Source organism: Pseudomonas sp. GW822-FHT01E03 (assembly GCF_058802985.1).
Genome location: NZ_JBXAOQ010000002.1, coordinates 155,260 through 181,695, shown reverse-complemented (window position 1 = coordinate 181,695; position 26,436 = coordinate 155,260). Strand labels below are relative to the sequence as shown.

Annotated in this window: 25 protein-coding genes; 15 read left to right on the top strand and 10 right to left on the bottom strand. The window is 59.5% G+C overall.

Translation table 11 applies throughout. The features are described 5' to 3' along the window. Positions 1 to 222: 222 nt before the first annotated feature. A complete protein-coding gene (gene oadA / locus AC1RP7_RS04035; protein ID WP_057712702.1) occupies positions 223 to 2,031 on the bottom strand; it encodes a sodium-extruding oxaloacetate decarboxylase subunit alpha in 1,809 nt (602 codons plus the stop codon). 11 nt (positions 2,032 to 2,042) lie between these two features. Continuing rightward, positions 2,043 to 3,458, bottom strand: a complete 1,416-nt coding sequence (locus AC1RP7_RS04030; protein ID WP_007971702.1) for an acetyl-CoA carboxylase biotin carboxylase subunit — start codon at positions 3,456 to 3,458, stop codon at positions 2,043 to 2,045. A 190-nt stretch (positions 3,459 to 3,648) separates the two neighbouring features. Between AC1RP7_RS04030 and AC1RP7_RS04025 the strand changes: the two genes are divergently transcribed. Continuing rightward, positions 3,649 to 4,611, top strand: coding sequence for a LysR family transcriptional regulator (locus tag AC1RP7_RS04025; RefSeq protein WP_103395986.1), 963 nt, complete (start codon positions 3,649 to 3,651; stop codon positions 4,609 to 4,611). Here the strand turns inward: AC1RP7_RS04025 and AC1RP7_RS04020 are convergent. The 3 genes from AC1RP7_RS04020 to AC1RP7_RS04010 all read right to left on the bottom strand — a co-directional run bounded on the left by AC1RP7_RS04020 (position 4,553) and on the right by AC1RP7_RS04010 (position 8,919). Then, entirely contained in the window at positions 4,553 to 4,762 is a 210-nt protein-coding gene (locus AC1RP7_RS04020) for a PA3496 family putative envelope integrity protein (protein ID WP_085723603.1), read from the bottom strand. The two genes, AC1RP7_RS04025 and AC1RP7_RS04020, sit on opposite strands and share 59 nt — an antisense overlap. Before the next feature lie 219 nt (positions 4,763 to 4,981). Further along, a complete protein-coding gene (gene hexR, locus AC1RP7_RS04015) occupies positions 4,982 to 5,848 on the bottom strand; it encodes a transcriptional regulator HexR (RefSeq protein WP_007954250.1) in 867 nt (288 codons plus the stop codon). A gap of 200 nt (positions 5,849 to 6,048) precedes the next feature. Beyond that, positions 6,049 to 8,919 carry an EAL domain-containing protein gene (locus tag AC1RP7_RS04010; RefSeq protein ID WP_493181430.1) on the bottom strand — a complete coding sequence of 957 codons (2,871 nt, stop codon included), beginning with the start codon at positions 8,917 to 8,919 and terminating at the stop codon, positions 6,049 to 6,051. A gap of 256 nt (positions 8,920 to 9,175) precedes the next feature. Here AC1RP7_RS04010 and uvrD point away from each other — a divergent pair, with 256 nt between their 5' ends. The 4 genes from uvrD to AC1RP7_RS03990 all read left to right on the top strand — a co-directional run bounded on the left by uvrD (position 9,176) and on the right by AC1RP7_RS03990 (position 13,542). After that, complete coding sequence (gene uvrD, locus AC1RP7_RS04005; RefSeq protein WP_057712700.1) at positions 9,176 to 11,359, top strand: DNA helicase II; 2,184 nt, start codon at positions 9,176 to 9,178, stop codon at positions 11,357 to 11,359. 138 nt (positions 11,360 to 11,497) lie between these two features. After that, complete coding sequence (locus AC1RP7_RS04000) at positions 11,498 to 11,938, top strand: EamA family transporter (protein ID WP_057712699.1); 441 nt, start codon at positions 11,498 to 11,500, stop codon at positions 11,936 to 11,938. Positions 11,939 to 12,117: 179 nt separating this feature from the next. After that, positions 12,118 to 12,996 (top strand): Tim44 domain-containing protein, encoded by an 879-nt coding sequence (locus AC1RP7_RS03995; RefSeq protein WP_057712698.1) that lies wholly within the window; start codon positions 12,118 to 12,120, stop codon positions 12,994 to 12,996. Between the two features lie 138 nt (positions 12,997 to 13,134). Then, entirely contained in the window at positions 13,135 to 13,542 is a 408-nt protein-coding gene (locus tag AC1RP7_RS03990; protein ID WP_003187120.1) for an SMI1/KNR4 family protein, read from the top strand. A 22-nt stretch (positions 13,543 to 13,564) separates the two neighbouring features. Here AC1RP7_RS03990 and AC1RP7_RS03985 read toward each other — a convergent pair whose 3' ends face one another. Next, a complete protein-coding gene (locus tag AC1RP7_RS03985) occupies positions 13,565 to 15,328 on the bottom strand; it encodes a cation:proton antiporter (RefSeq protein ID WP_057712697.1) in 1,764 nt (587 codons plus the stop codon). A gap of 289 nt (positions 15,329 to 15,617) precedes the next feature. Between AC1RP7_RS03985 and AC1RP7_RS03980 the strand changes: the two genes are divergently transcribed. Next, positions 15,618 to 16,100 (top strand): acyl-CoA thioesterase, encoded by a 483-nt coding sequence (locus tag AC1RP7_RS03980; RefSeq protein WP_057712696.1) that lies wholly within the window; start codon positions 15,618 to 15,620, stop codon positions 16,098 to 16,100. Positions 16,101 to 16,226: 126 nt separating this feature from the next. On the opposite strand, the gene pdxY is transcribed toward AC1RP7_RS03980, so the two are convergent. Continuing rightward, positions 16,227 to 17,099 (bottom strand): pyridoxal kinase PdxY, encoded by an 873-nt coding sequence (pdxY, locus tag AC1RP7_RS03975; RefSeq protein WP_057712695.1) that lies wholly within the window; start codon positions 17,097 to 17,099, stop codon positions 16,227 to 16,229. A 119-nt stretch (positions 17,100 to 17,218) separates the two neighbouring features. Between pdxY and AC1RP7_RS03970 the strand changes: the two genes are divergently transcribed. Next, positions 17,219 to 17,632 (top strand): DUF3301 domain-containing protein, encoded by a 414-nt coding sequence (locus tag AC1RP7_RS03970; protein ID WP_057712694.1) that lies wholly within the window; start codon positions 17,219 to 17,221, stop codon positions 17,630 to 17,632. A gap of 4 nt (positions 17,633 to 17,636) precedes the next feature. On the opposite strand, the gene AC1RP7_RS03965 is transcribed toward AC1RP7_RS03970, so the two are convergent. Next, positions 17,637 to 18,608 (bottom strand): CobW family GTP-binding protein, encoded by a 972-nt coding sequence (locus tag AC1RP7_RS03965; protein WP_090452225.1) that lies wholly within the window; start codon positions 18,606 to 18,608, stop codon positions 17,637 to 17,639. A 27-nt stretch (positions 18,609 to 18,635) separates the two neighbouring features. Here AC1RP7_RS03965 and AC1RP7_RS03960 point away from each other — a divergent pair, with 27 nt between their 5' ends. Then, complete coding sequence (locus tag AC1RP7_RS03960) at positions 18,636 to 18,992, top strand: NADH:ubiquinone oxidoreductase (protein ID WP_090452227.1); 357 nt, start codon at positions 18,636 to 18,638, stop codon at positions 18,990 to 18,992. Positions 18,993 to 19,007: 15 nt separating this feature from the next. Here AC1RP7_RS03960 and zigA read toward each other — a convergent pair whose 3' ends face one another. Next, on the bottom strand, positions 19,008 to 20,213 hold the full coding sequence (zigA, locus tag AC1RP7_RS03955; RefSeq protein WP_090452228.1) for a zinc metallochaperone GTPase ZigA: 1,206 nt from the start codon (positions 20,211 to 20,213) through the stop codon (positions 19,008 to 19,010). A gap of 142 nt (positions 20,214 to 20,355) precedes the next feature. On the opposite strand from zigA, the gene AC1RP7_RS03950 reads away from it, so the two are divergent. From AC1RP7_RS03950 to AC1RP7_RS03920, 7 genes are all read left to right on the top strand, one after another. After that, the gene (locus AC1RP7_RS03950; RefSeq protein WP_493181431.1) at positions 20,356 to 20,733 is read left to right on the top strand and encodes a glutamine synthetase; all 378 of its coding nucleotides are present in this window, start codon (positions 20,356 to 20,358) and stop codon (positions 20,731 to 20,733) included. A gap of 135 nt (positions 20,734 to 20,868) precedes the next feature. After that, positions 20,869 to 21,765 carry a GTP cyclohydrolase FolE2 gene (gene folE2 / locus AC1RP7_RS03945; protein WP_429521701.1) on the top strand — a complete coding sequence of 299 codons (897 nt, stop codon included), beginning with the start codon at positions 20,869 to 20,871 and terminating at the stop codon, positions 21,763 to 21,765. Continuing rightward, positions 21,762 to 22,430, top strand: coding sequence for a metal ABC transporter ATP-binding protein (locus AC1RP7_RS03940; RefSeq protein WP_493181432.1), 669 nt, complete (start codon positions 21,762 to 21,764; stop codon positions 22,428 to 22,430). The genes folE2 and AC1RP7_RS03940 overlap by 4 nt, the downstream gene beginning before the upstream one ends. Next, on the top strand, positions 22,430 to 23,296 hold the full coding sequence (locus tag AC1RP7_RS03935; RefSeq protein ID WP_493181433.1) for a metal ABC transporter permease: 867 nt from the start codon (positions 22,430 to 22,432) through the stop codon (positions 23,294 to 23,296). Before AC1RP7_RS03940 ends, AC1RP7_RS03935 begins: the two co-directional genes overlap by 1 nt. Positions 23,297 to 23,307: 11 nt before the next feature. Next, positions 23,308 to 24,183, top strand: a complete 876-nt coding sequence (locus AC1RP7_RS03930) for a metal ABC transporter substrate-binding protein (RefSeq protein WP_493181434.1) — start codon at positions 23,308 to 23,310, stop codon at positions 24,181 to 24,183. Next, positions 24,180 to 24,740, top strand: a complete 561-nt coding sequence (locus tag AC1RP7_RS03925; protein ID WP_057712685.1) for a gamma carbonic anhydrase family protein — start codon at positions 24,180 to 24,182, stop codon at positions 24,738 to 24,740. The genes AC1RP7_RS03930 and AC1RP7_RS03925 overlap by 4 nt, the downstream gene beginning before the upstream one ends. A 192-nt stretch (positions 24,741 to 24,932) precedes the next feature. Continuing rightward, entirely contained in the window at positions 24,933 to 25,820 is an 888-nt protein-coding gene (locus AC1RP7_RS03920; protein ID WP_057712684.1) for a His/Gly/Thr/Pro-type tRNA ligase C-terminal domain-containing protein, read from the top strand. 89 nt (positions 25,821 to 25,909) lie between these two features. Here the strand turns inward: AC1RP7_RS03920 and AC1RP7_RS03915 are convergent, their stop codons facing one another. Next, positions 25,910 to 26,431 (bottom strand): DUF3617 domain-containing protein, encoded by a 522-nt coding sequence (locus tag AC1RP7_RS03915; RefSeq protein ID WP_057712683.1) that lies wholly within the window; start codon positions 26,429 to 26,431, stop codon positions 25,910 to 25,912. Positions 26,432 to 26,436: the final 5 nt, after the last annotated feature.

Genomic DNA, 26,436 nt, shown 5'->3' with positions numbered 1-26,436 from the left:
GAGCTCTTGATCAATTAACACCCGCTTCACTGATGGGACACAGCACCTGTGGGAGCGAGCTTGCTCGCGATGGCGGCATCACATTCAGCAATTGTTGAGACTGATGCTCCGCTATCGCGAGCAAGCTCGCTCCCACAGGGTTTCAGGCACGGATTTGCAGGCATAAAAAAAGGGGAGCACATGCCCCCCCGAGGTATAAAGCGTTGTATCGAGGCTGTTAACTCAGCCTTCGATCTCGATCAGGATCTCGCCCGGGTTCACCCGGTCGCCCTTGGCCACGTGAATGGCGGTGACTTTACCGGCGATGGCTGCCTGGACTTCTGTTTCCATCTTCATCGCTTCGGTGATCAACACGGCCTGGCCTGCCTTGACGGTGTCGCCCTCCTTGACCAGCACGTCGACGATGTTGCCCGGCATGGTGGTGCTGACGTGACCCGGTGCAGTGGCTTGCTTGCGCTTGCTGCTGCCGCCGCCGACAAATTCGTTGAGCGGCTCGAACACCACTTCTTCCGGCATGCCGTCGATGGACAGGTAGAAGTGACGCTTGCCTTCGGCCTTGACGCCAACACCGGTGATGTCGACGCGGTAGGTTTCACCGTGCACGTCGATGACGAACTCGGTCGGCACGCCTTCGCCACCGGCAGAGGCCACGCCACCCGCTTCAGGAATCGGCAGCAGAACCTCTGGCGTGAGGGTGCCGGCAGCGCGTTCCTCGAGGAACTTGCGACCGATGTCCGGGAACATGGCGTAGGTCAGCACGTCTTCTTCAGACTTGGCCAGTGCGCCGATGTCGGCACGCAGCTTGGCCATTTCCGGCTTGAGCAGGTCGGCCGGGCGAACGTCGATCACTTCTTCGCTGCCGATGGCCTGGCGACGCAGTTGTTCGTTCACGGTGCCCGGCGCCTTGCCGTAGCCGCCTTGCAGGTACAGCTTCACTTCGTTGGTGATGGTCTTGTAGCGCTCGCCGGCCAACACGTTGAAGAACGCCTGGGTACCGACGATCTGCGAAGTCGGGGTCACCAGCGGCGGGAAGCCGAGGTCTTCACGAACGCGCGGGATTTCGGCCAGCACTTCGCTCATGCGGTTGAGCGCGCCCTGCTCTTTCAACTGGTTGGCCAGGTTGGAAATCATCCCGCCCGGTACCTGGTTGACTTGCACACGGGTGTCGACGGCGGTGAACTCGCTTTCGAACTGGTGGTACTTCTTGCGCACCGCGTAGAAGTACAGACCGATCTCTTGCAGCAGTTCCAGGTTCAGGCCGGTGTCGAACTCGCTGCCTTTAAGGGCGGCGACCATCGACTCCGTACCCGGGTGGCTGGTGCCCCAGGCGAAACTGGAGATCGCGGTGTCGATGTGATCGGCGCCGTTTTCGATGGCCTTCATTTGGCACATCGCGGCCAGGCCAGCAGTGTCGTGGGAGTGAATGAACACTGGCAACGATTGCTCGGCTTTCAGAGCCTTGACCAGTTCGCCGGTGGCGTACGGGGTCAGCAGGCCGGCCATGTCCTTGATCGCCACCGAGTCGCAACCCATGGCTTCCATTTGCTTGGCCTGGTTCACGAACGCCTCGATGGTGTGCACCGGGCTGGTGGTGTAGGCGATGGTGCCCTGGGCGTGTTTGCCGGCGGCTTTCACCGCTTCGATGGCCACGCGCAGGTTACGCACGTCGTTCATGGCGTCGAAGATGCGGAACACGTCGATACCGTTGACCGCTGCCTTGGCCACGAAGGCTTTGACCACGTCGTCGCTGTAGTGGCGGTAGCCCAGCAGGTTCTGGCCGCGCAACAACATTTGCAGGCGGGTGTTAGGCAGCGCGGCGCGCAGCTGGCGCAGACGCTCCCACGGATCTTCTTTCAGGAAACGTACGCAGGCGTCGAACGTCGCGCCGCCCCAGCACTCCAGCGACCAGTAGCCGACTTTGTCGAGCTTGTCGCAGATCGGCAGCATGTCTTCGGTGCGCATGCGGGTGGCGAGCAGCGATTGGTGGGCGTCGCGCAGGATAGTGTCGGTAACGTGGATTTGTTTGCTCATTGTTCTATTCCTCACAGGCCTGCGTGGGCGGCGATGGCGGCGGCGATGGCCAGGGCCAGCTCTTCGGGTTTGCGCTTGATCGAGTAGTTGGTCAGTTCAGGGTGGCTTTCAACGAAGCTGGTGTTGAACTGGCCGCTACGGAATTCCGGGTTACGCAGGATTTCCTGGTAGTACGCGGCGGTGGTCTTGACCCCTTGCAGACGCATGTCATCCAGGGCGCGCAAGCCACGGTCCATCGCCTCTTCCCAGGTCAGCGCCCACACCACCAGTTTCAGGCACATGGAGTCGTAGAACGGTGGAATGGTGTAGCCGGTATAGATCGCCGTGTCGGTTCGCACGCCGGGGCCGCCGGGAGCGTAGTAACGGGTGATCTTGCCGAAGCTCGGCAGGAAGTTGTTCTTCGGGTCTTCGGCGTTGATCCGGAATTGCAGGGCGAAGCCGCGGTGCTGGATGTCTTCCTGTTTCACCGAAAGCGGCAGGCCGGAGGCGATGCGAATCTGCTCGCGGACAATGTCGATGCCGGTGATTTCTTCGGTGATGGTGTGTTCCACCTGCACCCGGGTATTCATCTCCATGAAGTACACCTCGCCCTCGGCGAGCAGGAACTCCACGGTGCCGGCGTTCTCGTATCCCACGGCCTTGGCTGCGCGCACCGACAGGTCGCCGATATAGGCGCGCTGTTCCGGGGTCAGCTGTGGGCTTGGGGCGATTTCGATCAGCTTCTGGTTGCGGCGCTGGATCGAGCAGTCACGTTCGAACAGGTGCACCACGTTGCCGAAGCTGTCGCCAAGAATTTGCGCTTCAATGTGCTTCGGATTGACGATACATTTTTCCAGGAACACTTCCGCCGAACCAAATGCCTTGGTGGCTTCGGAAATGACCCGCGGGAAAGCCTGTTCGAGCTCTTCACGGCTGTTGCAACGACGAATGCCGCGACCGCCACCACCGGAAGTGGCCTTGAGCATCACCGGGTAACCGATACGATCGCCTTCGGTCAGGGCTTCTTCGATGCCCGACACGTTGCCTTCAGTGCCCGGGGTCACCGGTACACCGGCCTTGATCATGCTGCGACGGGCTTCGGTCTTGTCGCCCATGCGGCGAATCACTTCAGCCGACGGGCCAATGAACTTGATCCCGCGCTCGGCGCAGATCTCCGCCAGCTCGGCGTTTTCCGAAAGGAAGCCATAGCCTGGGTGCAGTGCATCGCAACCGGTTTCCACAGCCAGGTTCACCAGCTTGCGCGGGTTCAGGTAACCGGCCAGTGGCTCGGCACCAATGCTGTGGGCCTCGTCCGCACGCTTCACATGCAAGGCATGGCGGTCGGCGTCGGAATAGATCGCGACCGAGCGAATGCCCATTTCGGCGCAGGCACGCACGATTCGTACGGCAATCTCACCACGGTTGGCGATCAGGATCTTTGTTATCACTTGGAAATTCCCTTGAGCCGGTGGTACCCACGACCTGCTAGACCAGGTCGACGCGTGACCAAATGTTTCAATTTGGTCGCAGGTCCACACTAGCGCCCACAAGGGATTAACAAAAATGAATAATTATTGGGTCGCGCATAAGTAAAGACTTATAGTTGATTCACCAGCCAGCGACGAGAGTGATCAAAAAATGCGTAAGTCATTGATGCGTATGACTTTACGACAATTGCAGATCTTCAACGAGGTCTGTGATTTGCGGTCGTACAGTCGCGCGGCCGAGGAAATGTCGCTCACACAACCTGCCGTCAGCCTGCAGATTCGTCAACTTGAGGAGCTGATTGGCCAGCCTTTGTTCGATTACGTCGGCAAAAAACTCTACATGACCGAAGCGGCTGAAGCGTTACAGCGGGCCAGCCGGGATATTTTCGGACGCCTGGAAAACCTCGACATGCAACTGTCGGACATGCAGGGTTCGTTGCAGGGGCAACTGAAGCTGGCGATTGAATCCAGCGCCAAATACTTCGTGCCGCACTTGTTTGCCGCCTTCAAACGCCAGCACCCGGAGGTGAACCTGCAACTGACGGTGGTCAATCGCGGCCAGGTCATTCGGCGTTTGTCGGACAACCGCGATGACCTGGTGATCATGTCCATGGTGCCTCAGGACATGGGCCTGGAATTCCTGCCGTTCCTGAACAACCCGATCGTCGCCGTGGCGCCACCGGATCACCCGCTGTGTCATATGGGGCCGCTGCGCTTGCAGGATCTCGAACCCTACACACTGCTGCTGCGTGAGCCAGGCTCCGGGACGCGACTGGCGTGCGAAGAATACTTCAAAGAGAAACGCGTGCACTTCAACCAGACTCAGGAAGTCTCGTCTGCCGAAGCCCAGCGAGAATGTGTACTGGCAGGCCTGGGCGTTGCGCTGTTGACGCGCCACGCCCTGAACCTTGAGCTGGCAACCGGTGGGCTGATCGAATTGCCGGTCGAAGAACTGCCGCTATTCCGTAGCTGGTGCCTGGTGCAGGCCAAGGCAAAGCGCCTGTCACCGGTGGCTCATGCCTTCCTGGCGTTTATCCGTAGCGAACGGATTCAGATCAGCGCGCTGGTTGAGCGTTTCGACGGGAAGCTACGGGAGACGTCTGCCAGAAGTTAAGTTCCAGCTCTGGAAAATCGCCAATCTCGGCCAGAAGCTGACGGCGTTCGCAGCGATCTTCGATGGCGCGACGGAATTCCATGCGGCGCTGATCTTCTTGCTGACGACGGGTTTTGACAGCGCTGTTGCGTTCTTCGTAGGGCATGGCCATTTCGAGTCTCCCAAGGCGAGTACGGGAGTTTCAAGATAGGCGCGGGGGATGACGGTTTGGCGGCTTGGGGGTTACAAACTGATGAAAATTGCGGTGCATTCGAGGCCGCCATCGCGAGCGACCTCGCTCCCACAGGTTCTGCGGCGTGCATGATCAAATGTGGGAGCGAGCTTGCTCGCGATAAGGTCGGAACGACCTTCATGCAATCTCAGGCCTGGCTCAATCGTCCAGCGCTTTCACCGACTTGGGCGACAACCGCAAGCTGCGCAGGCTGCGCTTGACGCTCTTGAGGTGGTTGACCAGGCTCGGGCCACGCGCCATGGCCACGCCCATCGCCAGCACGTCGATCACCACCAGGTGGGCAATACGCGAAGTCAGCGGCGTATAGATTTCAGTGTCTTCATGCACATCGATCGCCAGATTGACCGTAGACAGTTCGGCCAACGGCGTCTGGCTCGGGCACAGGGTGATCAACGAGGCACCGCTTTCACGCACCAGGTTGGCAGTGATCAGCAGGTCCTTGGAACGCCCGGACTGGGAAATGCAGATCGCCACGTCGGTTGGCTTGAGCGTCACGGCCGACATCGCCTGCATGTGCGGGTCGGAATACGCCGCAGCGGTGAGCAGCAAGCGGAAGAACTTGTGCTGGGCGTCCGCCGCGACCGCACCCGAGGCACCAAAGCCATAGAACTCGACACGCTGGGCCTGGGACATCAGCGTCACCGCCCGCTGCAATTCCAGCGGATCGAGTTTCTCGCGAACCTCCATCAGCGTATGCAGGGTGGTGTCGAAGATTTTCAGGCTGTAGTCAGCGACCGAATCATCCTCATGGATCGCAAACTGGCCGAAACTCGCACCTGCCGCCAGGCTCTGGGCCAGCTTCAGCTTCAGGTCCTGAAAGCCGGAACAACCGATGGCACGGCAAAAGCGCACGATGGTCGGCTCACTGATGCCCACGCTGTGGGCCAGGTCGGCCATGGAGCTGTGCATCACGGCCGCAGGATCAAGCAGCACATGGTCGGCGACCTTGAGCTCCGACTTGCGTAACAGGTGGCGAGACTGGGCGATGTGTTGCAGCAGATTCAAAGGGCTGGACTCTTTGTTATTGGCAGGTGCCGGGGATGTAGCACGCTTGTAGTTATACTACATGAATCGGCTTTTTGCCTGCTCAATGCGTTACCGAATCCCTCGATTTCAGGTGCCCGCGCTTCATGTAGCACTCATGGCGCCTGTCCAGGTGTGCCGGGTGCACGTTTTAAAGGACAAAAGCTACTTACGTATCCTCGTCAGCTTGCGGCTTGCGCGCGCAGCAAACCTGCCAACGTCTCAGCCTCAACCGGACGGCTGATCAAATAGCCCTGTACCTCATCGCAGCGCTCGGCTTTCAGGAACTCAAGCTGTTCTCCGCGCTCCACTCCTTCCGCCACGACCTTAAGCTTCAGGCCGTGGGCCATGGCAATGATTGCCCGGGTAATCGCCGCGTCTTCGCTGCCCTCACCCAAGCCACGGATAAAGGCCTGATCAATCTTCACGTAATCCACCGGGATCCGCTTGAGATAGCTCAGGGATGAGTAACCAGTGCCAAAATCGTCAATGGCCAGTTTCACCCCGAGATCACGCAACTGCTGGAAGGTTGCGATGATGTGTTCGACGCTGTCCAGCAACTGGCTTTCGGTGAGTTCCAGCTCCAGCAGTTGCGGCGCCAGCCCGGTCTCTTCCAGCACCTGCCGCACCAGACTGACCAGCTTGCCTTGGCGCAATTGATGCACCGACAGATTGACCGACACCCGAATTGCTTCGAGTCCCTGCCGTTGCCACTCACAGGCTTGCCAGCAGGCCTGACGCAGCACGAACTCACCGATCGGGCCGATCAATCCGGTTTCTTCAGCCAGGCCAATGAAATCCCCCGGCGGCACGCGGCCCATGGTCGGATGATCCCAACGCACCAAGGCTTCGGCGGCATTCAACCTGCCAGTGGCCAGGCACAGTTTCGGTTGGTAAAACACCTTCAGTTGTTTGTCTTCGATGGCTTTGCGCAAGTGGTTTTCCAGCTGTAAACGCTCCAACGTGCTGGCTTGCAAGCTGTCGGTGTAAAACTGGAAATTATCGCCACCCAGGTGTTTGGCGTGCTGCATTGCCATGTTCGACTGACTGACCAGTGCCGATATTTCCCGCGCGCTGTCCGGCAACAAGCTGATGCCCATCGACGCGCTGAGCACCAGTTCATGCCCGTCAATGGTCACCGGCAAACGCAACTTGTTCGCCAGACGAGTCGCCACCCTCGCCAGGCTCGAAAGGTTGCCGTAGGAATTGAACAGCACGGCAAACTCATCACCGGAAAGGCGCGCAATGGTGTCTGCTTCAGGCAATGCATTCACCAGTCGCCGGGCCATTTTCTGCAATAACTGATCGGCGACTTCATGCCCCAGGCTGTCGTTGAGTTGCTTGAACCGATCGAGATTGATGTGCAGCAACGCCAGGCTGCGATAACCGCCCTGCCGCACTCGTTGATGAGCCTCGTTGAGTCGTTCGCGAAACATCGCGCGGTTGGCCAGACCGGTAAGTTCGTCGTAATGGGTCAGATAGCGCATACGCTGTTCGGACTCTCGACGAGCCGAGAGATCAGCGAAGAAGCCCACAATATGGCTCACATTTCCCCGGGCATCGCGCACGGCATTCAGTTGCAGCCATTGCGGATACATCTCGCCGTTCTTGCGGGTTTCCACCAATTCGCCCTGCCAGCTGCCTTGCTGCTCCAGCGCCTGATGTATCGCGGCGTAATGCCTACGCGCATCGCGACTGCATGGCAACTCAACGACATTGCGTCCGATCATGTCGTCGATGTCATAACCGGTCACCCGACTGAAGGCTTGATTGATCGCGATCAGGACGTAGTTAGGATCGAAAATCACGATCCCTTCGCTGGCCGCCTCGAACACGGTCGCCGCCAATTGCCGCTGCTCTTCCAGACTTTTGCTGGCGCTGATATCGCGGCGAGTGCCGACCATGCGAATCACCCGGCCGTTGTCGGCACGCTCGACTGCCCGCCCGCGGTCCTCGATCCAGACCCAGTGGCCGTCGCCATGCCGCACGCGATACTCGATTTGATAGTCCTCGGTGCGGCCCTTCAAATGCTCGACCAGCGCCCTTTTCAGCGCAGGAAGATCCTCGGGGTGAAGGCGCGGCTTGAGGTGACGCAATATCGCCGTGACCTGTTCCGGCTCCAGGCCGAACAATTCCTGAATTTGTGTGTGATGGACTTCGTCGGTTTGCAGATTCCAGTCCCACAACCCCAACTCGCTGGCCTTCAATGCCAGCGCCAGGCGCGCCTCACTCTTGCTCAGTGCCTGGTTGGCGGCGTCCAGTTCCAGGCTGCGCTGAGCGACTCGGTTTTCCAGGTCGACCTGGATCTCTCGCAATTCGTCCTCGGCACGTCGGCGCTGTTCTATCTCCTTGGCCAGCTTCTGATTGAGCTGATCACTGCAGCTTTGCGCCTGCTGCAGATGCTCGATCAGCGCCTGGTTCTGAAAGCGTCGCATCAAGCCCCGATCGATCAATCGATTGACTTGCCAGGCAACCACGCTCAACGCACCGAGCAGGATCAGCCCGAACCAGCCCCAACCTTGCTGCTGTTCGTCAGCCCCCCAAAACATATAGGCGATGGCCGGCAACAGGCAGGGCAAGGTGAATGACAGGAAGGCCGGCAAGCTGACCGCATAAGCCACGCTGGCCGAGAGCGCTGCGGCACCGATGAGGCCGAAGACCCAGGCTTGCTGAATGAAGTTATCGGCCGGAACCAGGGCGATGCCGGCACCGGCCAGGGTCAGACCGGTGAGGCCGGAGCCCAGCAAAAACATCCGCCGCCAGATGGGATGGGCCTGACGGTTGGGAATGGCCGAATCAAAGGCTGCGACCTGAATCACCCGCAATGCCACCAATGACAACAACCACACCAGCCAGACACTGACCAGGAAATAGCGCTGCGGGCTCCAGAGCAAACCGGCACAGACCAGGCCATTGATCAGCATGAACAACGTGGGCAGCAGCGAGCCTTGATACAACAGGCGCGTGCGTTCGACCGCCATTTCCATGGCGTACTGTTTACGGATCACCCGGGGTTCCACAGTGGGGCCCGACAGGTCGAAGCTGAGGGTCATAGGCGATGTTCTTGTTCTTATAATGATGAGCATGTGCCCGAAACTGCTCGGAGCATACACAAGCAATTGCCCGGACCAAACTGCTGCTGATCAATAAATCGCCAAATTTTTCGGACGCCGATGCCACTGAAAATGCTGAAGGCACGCCCCGCCAATGCCTGCAGCCGATGACTGACCGGTCGTCCTTCGCATAACTTTCATCGGTTAAAGCGAAGCGGGGTTTGCCCGGTGTGTCGCGGCCCCCTAGAATGCCCCGATGCGCGATGATCTCTCCCTTCTGCTGAACTCCCTCAACGATGCCCAACGCCAGGCCGTAGCGGCCCCCGTGGGTCGTCAGTTGGTCCTGGCCGGTGCTGGTTCCGGTAAAACCCGAGTGCTGGTGCACCGTATCGCCTGGTTGATCCAGGTCGAAAACGCCTCGCCCCACTCCATCCTGTCGGTGACCTTCACCAACAAGGCCGCTGCCGAGATGCGCCAGCGCATCGAGCAGCTGATGGGCATCAACCCGGCCGGCATGTGGGTTGGCACCTTCCACGGCCTGGCGCACCGCCTTCTGCGGGCACACTGGCAGGAAGCGGGCTTAAGCCAGACCTTCCAGATTCTCGACAGCGATGACCAGCAGCGGTTGGTCAAGCGGGTGATCCGCGAGCTCGGCCTGGACGAACAGCGTTGGCCGGCCCGTCAGGCCCAATGGTTCATCAACGGCCAGAAAGACGAAGGCCTGCGCCCGCAACACATTCAAGCCAGCGGCGACCTGTTCCTGGCAACCATGCGCGGTATCTATGAGGCCTACGAGGCCGCCTGCCTGCGTGCCGGTGTCATCGACTTCTCCGAATTGCTGCTGCGCGCACTCGATCTGTGGCGCGATCACCCAGGCCTGCTCGCTCACTATCAAAAGCGCTTCCGGCACATTCTGGTAGACGAGTTCCAGGACACCAACGCCGTGCAATACGCCTGGTTGCGCCTGCTGGCCAAGGGTGGCGACAGCCTGATGGTGGTGGGCGACGACGACCAGTCGATCTACGGCTGGCGCGGCGCCAAAATCGAGAACATCTACCAGTATTCCGAAGACTTCCCGGACGCCGAAACCATTCGCCTGGAGCAGAATTATCGCTCCACCGCCGGCATCCTTAAGGCTGCCAACGCCTTGATCGCCAACAACACCGGGCGCCTGGGCAAAGAGCTGTGGACTGACGGCGGCGACGGCGAAGCGATCAACCTGTACGCCGCCTTCAACGAACACGATGAAGCACGCTACGTTGTCGAAACCATCGAAAGCGCGCTGAAAACCGGCTTGTCTCGAAGCGATATCGCGATTCTGTACCGCTCCAACGCCCAGTCGCGGGTTCTGGAAGAAGCCTTGCTGCGCGAGCGCATTCCCTACCGCATCTATGGCGGTCAGCGCTTCTTCGAACGCGCCGAAATCAAGAACGCCATGGCCTACATGCGCTTGCTCGAAGGCCGCGGTAACGATGCTGCACTGGAACGGGTCATCAACGTGCCGGCCCGTGGCATCGGTGAGAAAACCGTCGAAGCGATCCGCGACCATGCGCGCCACAGCGATGTGTCGATGTGGGAAGCGATGCGCCAACTGGTGGCCAACAAAGGCCTGACCGGTCGTGCGGCCGGCGCTCTGGGCGCGTTTATCGAGCTGATCGAGAACCTCGCCGCCAAGTGCATGGAAATGCCGCTGCACCTGATGACCCAGACCGTCATCGAGCAGTCGGGGCTGATCGCCTATCACGAAGCGGAAAAAGGCGAGAAAGGCCAGGCCCGGGTAGAAAACCTTGAGGAACTGGTCAGCGCCGCGCGCAACTTCGAAAACAGCGAAGAAGACGAAGACCTGACGCCATTGGCGGCGTTCCTTGGTCACGCATCGCTGGAGGCCGGCGACACGCAGGCCGACGAGCACGAAGACAGCATTCAACTGATGACCCTGCACAGCGCCAAAGGCCTGGAGTTCCCTTACGTGTTCCTGGTGGGCATGGAAGAAGGCCTGTTCCCGCACAAGATGAGCCTGGAAGAACCCGGCCGCCTGGAGGAAGAGCGTCGTCTGGCCTACGTAGGCATCACCCGGGCCATGCAGAATCTGGTGATGACCTTCGCCGAAACCCGGCGCCTTTATGGCAGCGAGACCTACAACAAGGTGTCGCGCTTCGTACGCGAAGTTCCGAAAGGCCTGATTCAGGAGGTGCGGCTGTCCAACAGCGTCAGCCGTCCGTTCGGTGGCAACCAGTCGATGAGTGGCAGCAACCTGTTCAGCGGCAGCGAAATTCCGCAGACCGGCTTCAGCTTGGGCCAGACTGTGCGCCACTCGATCTTCGGTGACGGCGTGATCCTCAACTTCGAAGGCGCCGGGGCTCAGGCCCGGGTGCAGGTGAACTTCAGCGAAGGCAGCAAGTGGCTGATGCTGGGGTATGCCAAACTGGAAGCAATCTAGCCTTTCTGTGGGAGCGAGCTTGCTCGCGATAGCGGTAGATCAGTCGACATTATTTCTGGTTGTCAGTCCGTCATCGCGAGCAAGCTCACTCCCACAGGGTTCTGCGCTGGCCTTGACTGATCCGGGAGACGCAAACACATGGGCTCAGGCTTTTTTTCCTCCTGGACATTCTGGGCCCTGTTATCCGCGGCATTCGCGGCAATGACCGCCATTTTCGCGAAAGTCGGCATCGAAAACGTCAACTCCGACTTCGCCACCCTGCTGCGTACGATGGTGGTATTGGTCAGCCTGGCCTTGATTTTGTACGCCACGGGCCAATATCAGTCCTTGGGATCGATCTCTGCGAAGAGCTACCTGTTCCTGATGTTGTCGGGCCTTGCCACCGGTGCATCGTGGATCTGCTATTTCCGCGCACTCAAGGTCGGTCCGGCGTCACTGGTTGCTCCAGTGGACAAACTCAGCGTGGTGCTGGTGGCTGTCCTTGGCGTTGTCCTGCTGGGTGAAAAACTCGACTTGCGCCAATGGGGCGGAATAGGCCTGATCACGGCCGGAGTGGTCATGCTTGCCCTGCGACGCTAGGCAAGCGTCCTACAAGCCCTGTCCGCTCATCTGACAGATCAAAGTCAAAAGGCCTTATTGCACTGACTGGAGCTGAACACGACCTGTCAGGCAAAAGCCCGAAACACTCTGCCGCTAGCCAGCAACACTTCACCTGTGCAACATGGCGCGCGTGCCTTCCACAAATGGGAATTCCCTTTATGAAACGTTTTCTTAGCATCGCCATGGCGTTGTGCATCGGCCTGACGATGAGTCTCGACGTCAATGCCGCCAAGCGCTTCGGTGGTGGCAAAAGCGCAGGCGCTGCGCCGACTCACCAGACCAGCCAGATGGCTCCTTCTTCTCCAGGCATGGGCGGCGCTGCGGCGACCGCTGGTGCTGCCGGTGCCGCTGGCGCTGCTGCCAAGGCCGGTGGCGCTTCGCGCTGGCTCGGCCCACTGGCCGGTATCGCGGCCGGTGGCCTGCTCGCATCCATGTTCATGGGTGACGGCTTCCAGGGCATGCAGATCTTCGACATCCTGATCATGGCCGTCATTGCGTTCCTGGTCTTCCGCTTTATCGCCGCCCGTCGTCGCAAGCAGCAGGAGCAGTACGCTCCGGCCGGCCACGCGCCGATGCAACGTGAGGCGTTCGAACAAAAGCCTGCCGGCGGTTCGATCTTCGGTGGTTCGGCAGCGCCTGTTGCCGCTCGCCCGGTGATCAACGCGCCAGCCTGGTTCAACGAAGGAAACTTCGTCGAAGCGGCACGCAATCACTTCCAGTCCCTGCAACAGCACTGGGACGCCAACGAAATGGACAAGATCGCCGAGTTCGTGACCCCGCAAATGCTGGAGTTCCTCAAGCGTGAGCGTGCTGACCTGGGCGACGGCTTCCAGTCCACCTACATCGATAACCTCAATGTACAGCTGGACGGTGTGGACGATCGCGCCGACAAGACCATCGCCACCCTGACCTTCACTGGCCTGTCGAAAACCTCGCGTTTCGACCAGGGCGAAGTCTTCAGCGAAAGCTGGAACATGGAACGTGCACAGGGCGAAAACCAGCCTTGGCTGGTGGCCGGTATCCGCCAGAACGGCTGATCACCCTCCGCGTTTCACTTGTTGTAAACAAAACCCCGGCCCAGGCCGGGGTTTTCTATTTCGCGGTTGCATCTATAGCAAGCTACTGTATAAACCGCCCCATATAAACCGCGCCATACAAGCAAGAGGATCCCGGACGTGGAAGAAATCATCGAACAACTGCGTGAAGCCAACGAACCGGTACCGGTCCCCTTGGAGTTGCCCGACGAAGACCTGCTGGTCGAAATCGAAGAACAACTGTTCATCGACATTCCGTTCGTCTTCAGAGAGTTTCTGCTGACCGTCAGCGATGTGGTCTACGGCAGCCTGGAACCGGTCACCGTGACCGACCCGCAATCCCACACCTACCTGCCCGACGTTGCCGCCAACGCCTGGGACGCCGGCGTCGATCGCAGCCTGATCCCGATCTGCCAGGACGGTGATGACTACTATTGTGTCGAAGAAGACGGCACCGTGGTGCTTTGGCAGGCCGAAGAAGAACTGATCGCCGAAGAGACCTGGGAGTCGGTTTGGCACTGGGCACGGGACGTCTGGCTGGAAAGCTGATCCAGTCAACGCCGCGGGGTGGTCAATGCCCGGACGACTCCTTGTGATTGTCGAGGGTTTCCAGCAACGCCACCTGCATCCGCGTATGCACACGAATGAACCAGCGCCACAACAGCGCCGCCACGGCGGCCGCGACCACGGCGATCAGTACCAGCAACTTGTTGGTCGGCAGAATACTGGCCGACAAGGCTGCCAGCAGAAAAAAGATCACCAGCAGCGACAGGATCGGGATCACTTCGGCGATCACCCGGCGCACTCGCTGCGTGTGGCGCCCGGCCATCTCCGGTTTCACGCCCATTTCCGCGAGCAACATCGACAGCGCCTTTAGCTTGCGGTACGCCGCAATCAAAAAAGGCAGCGATAACAACAGCGCCCCGCCCCAGATCAACGCCTTTTGCCAGCTCGGATCACTGATCCAGCCTTGCAGGTAAGCCGACATGCGTTCGGCGAAGTAAGCGCCCGAAAAAAAGATCGCGATCACCAGCGCCAGATTGACGCCCACCTGCAGCAAGATCCTGCGAATCATGGATGCCAGTAACGCACCCTCACCCTGCGGCTGGATGCTGCGCAGCCATTCGCCATACATCCCCAGCACCCGCCCCAAGCGTTCTGGCATCGCGCTGGCGAGCTTGATCGACAATGGATCGGCTGCACGGATCAGATAAGGCGTCAGCAGGGTCGTGATCACCGAAACCGCCACAGCCACGGGGTATAAAAAGTTACTGGTGACCTGCAACGTCATGCCCAGTGCCGCGATGATGAAAGAGAATTCGCCAATCTGTGAAAGACCCATCCCGACTCGCAGCGAGGTACGTCCGTCATTGCCGGCGATAAATGCACCAAGGCCGCAGGACAACATCTTGCCGAGCACCACGGCTACGGTGATTACCGCGATTGGCCAGGCGTACTGAAGCAGGATCGCCGGATCGAGCATCAGCCCGATGGCCACAAAGAAAATCGCACTGAAAAGATCGCGAACCGGTTCAATCAAGCGCTCGATTTTCAGCAGTTGCCGGGATTCCGCCATGATCGCGCCGATCAGGAATGCACCGAGGACCATGCTGTATTCAAGCTTGACCACCAGCAGGCAGAAACCAAAACACAGGCCCAGCACCGTGATCAGCAGCATTTCGTTGCTTTCGAATCTGGCGACGTAGGCCAGCAACCGCGGCACCATCAGGATGCCAATGACCAAGGCGACGATCATGAACAGCGACAGCTTGCCGACCGTGGAAAACACTTCGCCGGAGCTGACCGTACCGCTGACCGCGATGCTGGACAGCAGCGCGATGATGCCGATGCCCAGAATGTCTTCGACGATCAGCACTCCGAATATCAACTGGGCAAACCGCTCGTTCTTCAGCTTCAGATCATTGAGCGCCTTGACGATGATGGTGGTTGAGGAAATCGCCAGGATCGCGCCGAGGAACAGTGAATCCATGGTGTTCCAGTCGAACCAGCGACCGATCTCGTAGCCGATCCAGATCATCAGCACGATTTCCAGGAATGCCGCGATGAATGCCGTGGCACCGACCTTGAACAACTTGCGCAGACTGAACTCCAGGCCCAGGCAGAACATCAGGAATATCACACCGAGCTCGGCCAGGGTCTTGATGGTTTCTTCGTCGTGGATCAGGCCGAATGGCGGGGTGTGCGGGCCAATGATGAAACCGGCGACGATGTATCCCAGTACCACCGGTTGTTTCAGGCGATGGAAGACCACGGTGACCACGCCTGCGATCAACATGATCACTGCCAGATCCTGAATGAAACTGATGGCATGCATGGCGTGAGACTCCCTGGGTGGTATTGCTCGATCCCCGGACGCAGGAAAAGTCTGATCGAGCAGAACAAAAATCGGAATTGCACGTAGGAAATGCCCTTGAGGCGGGGCTTTTTTGCAGGGTAACACCGCGACTTCTGGCAGAAAGGCGGTGCAATATATGGAAACAGATCGATCCGGCGTGACGGCGACCCGGCACCCGGCGTCCCGATAACTGTTGGTTTGAAAAAAAACCGCCGAGGCACCCGCAGAGGTGCATCCCTCAAACCTGGCCTTGACCCGTGAGAATGCTATGGAACCCGGAAACGCCCAGCTGTCGATGACGGTATTGATGACCCCCGACATGGCCAATTTCTCTGGCAATGTTCACGGCGGCACCCTGCTCAAATACCTCGACGAAGTGGCCTACGCCTGCGCCAGCCGTTATGCCGGCCGCTATGTGGTGACCTTGTCGGTGGATCAGGTCATTTTCCGTGAGCCGATCCATGTCGGCGAACTGGTGACCTTCCTGGCCTCGGTCAACTACACCGGCAACACCTCCATGGAGGTGGGCATCAAAGTGGTGACCGAGAACATCCGCGAACGCTCGGTGCGCCATACCAACAGTTGCTTCTTCACCATGGTCGCGGTGGATGAGCAGCGTAAACCTGCATCGGTACCACCGCTGCAACCGCAGAACAGCGAAGACAAGCGCCGCTATATGCAGGCCCAGCAGCGTCGGCAGATTCGTCAGGAGCTGGAAAAGCGCTATCAGGAAATCAAGGGCGACGCCTGAGCTGGTCTGTCAGGCTGATGGTGTTCGTTAGATAGCCATTCGCGAGCAAGCCCGCTCCCACACTGGATCTATGCAATACCGAAGATCAAATGTGGGAGCCTGCTCGCGAATGGGGGCAACGCAGAATCAAAGGCTGATCGAGGTCGCCTCGAACCGCACCCGCGGATGGGCAATCCGGTCCTGAGCCCGAACCAGTTCCAACTCGTAGCTGGCACAAGCCTGGGTTTCCAGCAGCACTTCATGCACCGCCGATGCCGTGAACTCGAACGCGGCCACCAGGCTGTCGCCCAGCAGCACACGCGCCAGGAACAGGCCGGACGTCAGATCGCCCACGCCCACCGGCTGACGCGGGAACGCCAGCAACGGGCGCTGCAAATGCCAGCTGCCTTCGGCCGTCACCAGCAGCATCTCGAAGACCTCAGCAGACTTGCCTGGGTAGTCCAGATGCTTGACCAGCACCGCTTTCGGACCGCGCACCAGCAATGCACGCGCCATTGCCAGGCAATCGAACAGCGATTGCGGCTTGCGTCCGGAGAAGCTGTCCAGCTCCAGCTGGTTCGGGCACATGAAGTCCGCCACGGCGGCGGCCTCCTCCAGCAGAAAATCACTGACCTCCGCCGGAACACTGCAGCCCTTCTCCGGATGCCCCATGACCGGGTCACACAGGTACAGCGCCTTGGGGTTCATCGACTTGATCCGCTCCACCCCCGTCAGGATCGCCCGGCCCTGGGCCGCACTGCCGAGGTAACCGGAGAGCACCGCATCGCAGTTGCCCAGCTCGCCAATCGCCGCGATGCCCTCGACCAGGTCAGGTATCTGGTGCGGCGCCAACACTTCACCGGCCCACTGACCGTACTGGGTGTGATTGGAGAACTGCACGGTGTTGAGCGGCCAGACATTCACCCCGACCCGTTGCATCGGGAAAACCGCGGCACTGTTGCCGGCGTGACCGAATACCACGTGGGACTGGATAGCGAGCAAATGCGGTGTACGTTTCATGCGGTGGATTTCCGTAAAACGATTGAAATTCTAGCCGCGCAGTATGCGACTAAACGCAGCCTGTACGACAGACCAGCGACACAGTTAAGCTGACACTATCTTGTTGGAGCACCCTGTTGATGCTGACCCTTGGAAATATATTCGTGCTGATGCTGTTCGCCACTGCCGGCGCATGGCTATGGCACAACCACGGCTTGCGCGAGCGCGCGCTGGAGCGGGTCAAGCAGCATTGCGGCAAACTCGGGATCGAATTGCTCGACGGCAACGTGGCCTTGAAAAGAATCGCATTCATCAGGGATGCCAGTGGTCGGCGACGCCTGGCCCGTGTGTATAACTTCGAGTTCACCGTGACGGGCGAAACCCGCCACAACGGTACCATCACCCAGTTCGGCGCTCACAGCGCACAGATTGAGCTGGCGCCCTACCCGGTCCCGTTCGACGAAACCGAACCGGTGGTCGAAGTGGCGAAACCTCGCGCTGAAGTGATCGAGCTGAGCCAGTGGCGTCAGGAACACACCAAGTGGCGACCTTGAGTCATTAACCCGATCCGGATCGACATGCTGCCAGCTCACGCTGCAGTCGTTCTGCATTCTGCGTTTCACTGAAAATCAGCTCGATACGCGAATCCTGCCGCCATTCACTGGGCTGCCAGTCCAGCACCGAGTTATCCACAGCGTTCGCCGAGACCCACCCGTGGGCGCTGTGGATAACCAGCTTCGCCCGCTTCCAGCCAAGGCAGTCAAGCCACCGGCCAACCAGAGCGGCATCAAACACCTGGCTTGGGTGCCAACGCCATCCGATGCTCCAGCCTCCGTCCTGTTCCTGACTCAAGCAAATGGGCAACGCGGGATCACTCCAGACCGCCGGCAGCTGCGCCAATCCCTTGGGCAAGACGAAGTTATCCACACCTGCCAGCGCTTTGGCATTCAGCCCCGGCAACTCGCTCAAGGGTAAAGCCGCCTGCTGCGTCCAGTGCAGGGGGAGCGGCGGCAATTGCCCGGTGATTCGCTGGCGGCTTTCTTCTTCGAGCCCTTCAGACTTGTTCAACAGTAATAATCCCGCATGGCCCAGCGCTTGCTGTTGAACATCCGGCAGCGGTTTGCCCGCGGCGAGCGACTGGGCATCCAACACCAGCACACAAGGCTGGACAGCCAACACGCCTTGCCACGGCGCTTCGCTCAATTGCCTGAGCAACTGCGCCGGATGCCCCAGCCCCGAGGGTTCGATGAACAGCCGATCCGGTTGTGCCTTGCGCAACAAGCGCCCAAGACCAATCTGAAACGGCGCACCGTTGACGCAACACAAGCAGCCCCCGGCCACTTCCCCCAGTGCGATACCATCGGCGTCCTGGGTCAGTAGCGCAGCGTCGAGACCGATCTGGCCAAACTCGTTGATCAACACCGCCCACCGCTCGCCAGCCGGGCGCTGGGCCAGCAGGTGCTTGATCAGGCTGGTCTTGCCGGCACCCAAGGGGCCGGCAATGACATGAGTGGGGATATTCTGCAGCATGGTTGATGATTTCTGAGGAGGTGATGGATGCGGTTGATTGGCTTGGCATTGCTCCTGGCACTCGTTTCAGGCGAAGCGCTGGCCCAGGCTTGTGTGGTTCATAGCCAAGGCGAGCGGCTTGATGTCCAGGTTTGCCAGCAGAACCGCAACATCCCGCCAAAACTCTTCGCCGATGGTTTCTGCCAACCGAACCTGGCTGGGCAGAACGTCGATGTGCAGTATGTCGATCAATGTCCCGGTGGCGCATTTGGTATCTGCAGCAACGCCCAAGTCGCCAATATGCCCTACCGACAGGATATTCACTATTACGGCGTTGCCACCGACGCGGCGTATTTGCAGCCGTACTGCGAGGCCCAGAACCAAGGCGCCTGGATCAGGCCCTGAAGCGCCAGCAGAGGATCAGGCAGCCTCTTCGTACCAAGGGCCGAATGGATCAGGCAGCAAATGCCAGCCCTCTACGCCCAGCGCCATTTCCTCATCGGTCAGCAGGCATGCGTCCAGCTCGGCCGCAAGCTGCGTGAAGTCGATGTTCTGGCCGATGAAAACCAGTTCCTGACGACAGTCCCCGCTGTCAGCGGTCCAGTTTTTCATGATCCCGGCGGTACTTTCTTCGTCTTGCGGCCATTGGTTTTTCGGTACGAAACGCCACCAGCGTCCGGCGAAGCCGTAGCGCATCAAACCACCGGCCTGAGACCAGCTGCCGGCATCCATGTGCTTGCTCGCCAGCCAGAAAAAGCCCTTGGAGCGCAGCAGTTTGCCGTTGTCCCAAGGACCGTCGATGAAGTTGAAGAAACGCTGTGGATGGAACGGTCGGCGAGCCCGGTAAGCACTGGAAGCAATGCCGTATTCTTCGGTTTCCGGCACATGTTCGCCGCGCAGCTCCTGCAACCATCCCGGTGCCTGGGCAGCCTTTTCGAAGTCAAAACGACCGGTGTTGAGAATCTTGTTCAAGGGGATTTCACCCATCGACATCGCAATGATTTCCGCCCTGGCGTTGAGCCGTTCAAGTATGGCGATCAACTCCTCACGCTGGTGGCTGCTGATCAAGTCGATCTTGCTGAGCAAAATCACATCGGCGAACTCGACCTGCTCAATCAACAGATCGGTAATCGAACGTTCGTCTTCCTCCCCTAGTGTTTCTCCTCGGGAAGCCAGGCTATCGGCAGCCTGGTAATCGAGCAGGAAGTTCATGCCATCGACCACCGTGACCATGGTGTCCAGACGTGCGATGTCGTTGAGGCTCTGGCCGTTTTCATCGCGGAAGGTGAAGGTTTCCGCCACCGGCAGCGGTTCGGAAATACCGGTGGACTCGATCAGCAGGTAGTCGAAGCGACCCTCCCTGGCGAGTTGGCTCACTTCCTCCAGCAAATCTTCACGTAACGTACAGCAAATACACCCGTTACTCATTTCCACTAACCGTTCTTCAGCGCGATTAAGGCTGACATCGCGCTGGACTTCGGTGCCATCGACGTTGATTTCGCTCATATCGTTGACGATGACTGCAACCCGCAAGCCATCGCGATTACGTAGTATGTAATTAAGAAGTGTACTTTTTCCGGCACCAAGAAAGCCGGAGAGAACGGTCACGGGGAGTCGATTGGACATCTGCATATTCCTCACAGGGATGCCCGGTCGCTGTGTCGGGCTTACATAATGTTATACTGTAACAACACAAATAAACCATCCCCTCTTGCTCAGCAGGGCGAACGACAGGATGCTGAACGCCGCGACCCTCGTGAGAAAACCCATGCGCAACACCCTTAAACCCGCATTGATCATGCTCTCCCTGCTGGTGGCTGCCGACGCGATGGCACAGGTCCCGAGCCTGGCCAAGTGCACTCGCAGCGCCAACCTGCTGGCCTGCGTGGATGCGGATGGCAACGCCTACAGCGTCAATACCGCCGGAAGCACGATCTATTTGCGGGGTTTTGAAGTGGCCGGAAAACGCTATTGGGCACAGACCAACAGCCGCTACGGCCAGCTTACGTTTTTCACCGGTATCGCTTCCGACGGCGAGACCTGGGTTGGCTACAACCGGCGCGTCGGCTGGACCACGATCAACCGGTTTTCCAGCTCCGGCGGCAGCAGCGCCAGGTTCACCTGCAGCCGGATCGCTGGCTGTTAGGCCGGCTTGTTTTTCTGCTCTTGCTGCCAGGAAAATGACGTCTGTGCATGATGAAAACCTGTTCATGAAAAAGGCATCGTCGATTTTTTTGTTATGATATAACATTATAAATCAACTCCCACGATGGACCTGCTCATGAATGCGCTGACTCTGCCGGATATCGCCGCGCAGGCCTCACGCCAAGCCCTGCCACTGGAGTGGGTGGGCATGTGCGGCATTGCTCTTCCCGTTTTGTTTGAGGGCCAACGACTGAATGCAAAGGCCGATGCCGGCGTGAGCCTCGACGATGGCAACGCGCGTGGCATTCACATGTCACGGCTCTATCTGGCACTTGAATTGTTGGAACAGGAAAGCCTTTCAGCGGCTTTATTGCGGCGGGTTTTGCAGCGTTTTCTTGAGAGCCATGAAGGGCTGTCCAGCAGCGCCCACTTGACCCTTCACGCCGATTTGTTGCTGAAAAGGCCCGCACTAATCAGTCCATTGGCTGGCTGGAAAAGCTATCCGGTCAGCATCGAAGCACGTTTGAAAAACGCAATGTTCCACGTGGAACTAAAAATCGAGGTGCCTTATTCCTCAACCTGCCCGTGTTCTGCTGCTCTTTCTCGACAGTTGATTCAGCAGCGGTTCGTCGATGATTTCGCCAACAAGCCACTGCAACACGCCGACGTTTTAGCGTGGCTCGGCTCCACGAATGGCATCGTCGCCACACCTCACAGCCAACGCAGCAGCGCAAAGTTGCGCGTACGGCTGGCTGATTTTTTAGACGAGTTGCCTCTGATCGCCGTCATCAATGACGCCGAAGCCGCACTCGGCACAGCCGTTCAAACAGCGGTAAAACGCGCCGACGAACAGGCCTTCGCCCTCGCCAATGGTCAGAACCTGATGTTCTGCGAGGACGCCGCACGCCGCTTGAATCTGGCCCTGAAGCGCTCCACGGGCATTAACGCCTTCCACATTCGTGTGATCCACGCCGAAAGCCTGCACGCCCACGACGCCGTAGCCGAAAGCCGTTTCAACTGGGAGGTCGCATGATCGGTTGCCACGCCTTGCGCTGGGGCGCACCGGGGCAGCCACTGACGCCAGCGCTGGACTTCGAACTGTCGAAGGGCAGCCTGACCGCCATCATCGGTGCGAACGGCTCCGGGAAAAGCAGCCTGCTGAAGGTCATCGCCGGCTTGCAAAAACCGTTGGCCGGAAAGGTTCGACTGGATGTTCCACTCAAGGGCGGTGTGTCGTTCCTGCCCCAGCAACAACACTTGGACAGGCAATTTCCGATCAGCCTTCAGGCATTGGTCGCCGCCGGTTTCTGGGGCAACAAACAATCACCGGTAATCCGTAGCCAACGACTGGCAACCGTCCTCGAAAACTGGTGCCTGAATGGCCTGGAAGATCGACCCTTGATGGCCCTTTCCGGCGGCGAATTGCAACGCGCCCTGCTCGCCCGATTGAGCCTGACAGACGCACCCGTGCTGTTGCTCGATGAACCCCACGCGGCCCTCGATGAGCTCGGTCAGGCATTGCTCTGGAAACACATACACGATTGGCGCCTCGACGGCCGGACACTGGTGGTCGTGTGCCATGACCTCGCCGCTGTTCGCGAGCACATCCCACATACATTGCTGATCAAAAGCAGCGGTTGTGTATTCGGCCCGAGCGCCGAACTGATCCGCCAACAACCTCAATCGCAGGTGGCCTGATGATCGCTGCCGCGCATCTCTGGCAACCGTTCCACGAATTCGTGTTCATGCGCCGAGCGCTTCTCGGTGGATTGGTCCTGGCATGCAGCACGGCGCCCCTGGGGGTATTTCTGATCCTCAGACGCATGAGCCTGATCGGTGATGCCGTCGCCCACGGCATCCTCCCCGGTGCGGCGTTAGGTTTCTGGTTTGCCGGGTTGAGCCTCCCTGCGCTGACCATCGGTGGCCTCGGCGCGGGCCTGAGCATGGCAGGCCTCGCAGCCTGGATTACGCGACGCACCGGCCTGCGAGAGGACGCCAGCCTTGCGGCGATCTACCCGATTTCCCTGGCCGGTGGCGTGCTGATTCTCGGCATCGCCGGCAAACGCCTGGACCTGTTGCACCTGCTGTTTGGTTCCGCGCTGGCAGTCGACGGCCCGACCTTGACCGGCATGCTTTGGGTCTCGGGCCTGAGCCTGATGGTCATGGCACTGATCTACAAACCACTGCTGCTCGACACCCTCGACCCGCTTTTTCTGCAAACCGTCAGCCGACTCGGCCCACTGGCCCACGGCGTATTCCTGACGCTGGTGGTGTTGAATCTGGTCATCGGCTTCCAGGCGATCGGCGCGTTGATGGTAGTCGGCCTGATGATGTTGCCTGCCGCCGCGGCACGTTTCTGGAGTCGCCGCCTTCCAATACTGATCGTCGTCGCCGCCGTGCTCGGCAGCCTCTCGGTATGGCTCGGTTTATTGATCTCATTCTATTACTCGCTGCCCAGTGGCCCGGCAATCGTGCTGGTGGCCGGCGGTGGATATCTGTTGTCCGTGGTGTTTGGGCCGGTGCACGGCTTGCTGCGCCGCCCGCCTTTGCTCACATCCCAATGAGGTGTTAACCGATGCGCGCTTTACTTGTGCTGTTCAGCTTGATGGTGTCGATGTCACTGTCTGCCGCCGAAAAACTTCAGGTGGTCACCAGCTTCAGCATCCTTGCCGACATGACCCGGCAGGTTGGCAAGGATCATATCCAGATCACCAACATGGTCGGCCCGGACGCGGATGCCCACACCTACGAGCCGACACCGGACGACGCCAAAGCGCTGCTCAAGGCCAGGCTCATCATCAAGAACGGCCTGGGTTTCGAGCCCTGGCTGGATCGCCTAGTGACGAGCACGGAGACTCGGGCGCCGGTCATCAGCGCAAGCCACGGTGTCATACCCCGTAGCCTGGATGAAGACGGCGAAACCGTTCCCGACCCGCACGCCTGGCATAACCTGGCGAACACCGAGCTGTACATCACCAACATCACCAAAGCGCTGATCGCCGCTGACCCGGCGAACACCGCCGACTATGAGCGCAACAGCCAGCTGTACCTGAAACAGGTCTACGCCCTGCTCGCCGAAGCCAAGGCCAAACTCGGCTCACTGCCACCGGGCAACCGCAAGGTCGTGACGTCCCATGATGCCTTCGGTTATCTCGGCCAAGCCTACGGCATCGAGTTCATGGCGCCTCAAGGACTCTCAACCGAGCGCGAGCCTTCAGCCGCCGAAGTGGCCGCACTGATTACCCAGATTCGTCAGTCCAAGGTCAAGGCGGTGTTCATGGAAAACATCAAGGACGCCCGCCTGCTCAAGCAGATCGCGGATGAAAGCGGCGCTCAGATCGGCGGCACGCTGTACTCCGATGCCCTGGCGGCGAGCGGACCGGCCAGCACCTTCACCGGGTTGTTCGATTACAACCTCAACACCCTGTACAACGCATTGAGCAAGCCATGATCCGCAAGAATCCTTCCGGCGATTTACCGCTGATTGCCGAGTCTGCCTACGTCGACAAAACGGCAATCATCTGCGGCAAAGTGGTGATCGGGGAGAACGTGTTCGTCGGCCCCTACGCGGTGATACGTGCTGACGAAGTCGATGACTCGGGCGACATGCAGCCGATCACCATCGGCGCCAACTCGAACATCCAGGACGGCGTGGTGATCCACTCCAAATCCGGTGCGGCGGTGACCATCGGCGAATTCAGTTCCATCGCCCACCGCTCGATCGTTCATGGGCCCTGCACCGTCGGCAATCGAGTGTTCATCGGCTTCAACAGCGTGCTGTTCAACTGCGTAGTCGGTGACGGTTGCGTGGTGCGGCACAACTCGGTGGTCGATGGTCGTGACCTGCCTGAAGCTTTCTACGTACCTTCCACCACGCGGATCGGCCCAAACACCGACCTCTCGCAATACCCGCCGGTGAGCGTCAGTGCTTCGGAATTTTCCGAAGATGTGGCGCGCACCAACGTCGACCTGGTACGCGGCTACAAAGCCCTGCAAAACGAGTTCTGAGCATGAGTAGCGTGCTGATTCGCAATGCCCGCGTTGCTGGAACCGGTCGCGGAACAGATTTTTCCGATCAGCACACTGGGCCAGAACCAGCCATCGTGTCAGGACAAATTGCCTGGCACGACAAACGTCTTAATGAAGCACCCCTACGGTTTATGCGATAACGCTCGTTAGAAGCACCAGAGTACGCCGACCATGATCCAGATCACCCTGCCCGATGGTTCATTGCGTGAGTACGATCAGCCGCTGTCCGTGCACGAGGTGGCCGCCAGCATCGGCCCCGAACTGGCCATCGCGGCCGTCGCGGGAAGGGTCAATGGTGTACTGGTGGACTGCGAATACCTGATCGAGGCGGATGCCCGGGTCAGCATTGTCACCCCCCGGGAGCCGGACGGCCTGGAGATCCTGCGTCGCTCCTGTGCATTGATGCTGGCCATGGCGGTCAAGCAACTCCACCCTCATGCGCAATTGCGTGCGGGAAAGGAACTGGGTGACGGTTTCTATTACGAGTTTGCAGTCGAGCAACCGCTGACCCCCGCAGACCTGCCTCTAATCGAAGCGCGCATGCAGTCATTGGCAGCAACCAATCACTCGATCCGTCGTCGGCCGGCGCGCGAAGCAGTGTCGCTGTACCGTCTGGGGGACGCCGAGTACCAGAGCCATGGACCGCACGTCCCAACCACCAAAGTCTTGCAGGCGTTTGCCCTCGATCACATCAGCGGCACGTTGCAACAACGGATCTACGGCACCTGCTGGTCCAGCCATCAGGAGCTGCAACACTGGCGCGTTCCCCCCCATGTGGTCGTCGTGAGCATGGATGAACGCCAGGCGACTTATGCACAAGCGGTGACCGAGTCCTTGCGCCAAAAAGGCGTGCATGCAAAGGCCGACCTGCGAAACGAAAAGGTCCGCTACAAGATTCGCCAGCACAGCCAGACCGTGCCGTTCCTGGTCGTGGTTGGCGAAATGGAACAGGCTGGGGGGTTCGTCAGTGTGCGCAGTCGCACGGGGGAGGATTTTGGCCGGATGGCTGTCGAGGCGGCGTGTGAGTGGTTAAGTCGGCCGGGTATTCAGGGCGGCTGAACGGACGCTTTCGCGAGCAGGCTCGCTCCCAGAGGGGATTTGTGTTCGACACATAACCAATGTGGGAGCGAGCCTGCTCGCGAAGCTTTTTAAGCTCTTGGCTTCACCGTGCCACAATCCTGCCCCAACCAGACGGCGCGGGATTCGAGGCTGCCCTTCTGCTGAATGCCGGTGGCGTTGAACGTCCCGTTGACCTTGGTGGTGAATTCGCGATCACTGAGGAACGTCGCCACGCCGGCTCCCTGGGCTTTCGGGCAGCTGAAACGGAATTTCCACTGATTGCCGGAGCGGTCGGTGATTTCCTGTTTGCAGCCCGACTGCGGATCGGTCAGCGGAATGTTGTCGGTCTTGACCTGTTCAGGGGTCAGGCACGCCCGGATCCCTTTGCCGCCCATGGTGATACCCTGCTTTTCCAGCTGCGCACGCTGCTCGGGAGTCATCTGGTTCTGGATCTGGCCGAGGATCAATTGCAGGTCCGGCATATTCTGCTCGTCGACCTTCATGTTGCTCGTGGTCAGCTCCCACAATCCTGGTTGCAGCATTTGCGCGTGAGCGGCCACAGGAAGTGCCAAACCCAATGCCATGGCCAAACCCAGCAGACGAACGTTCATCGAGT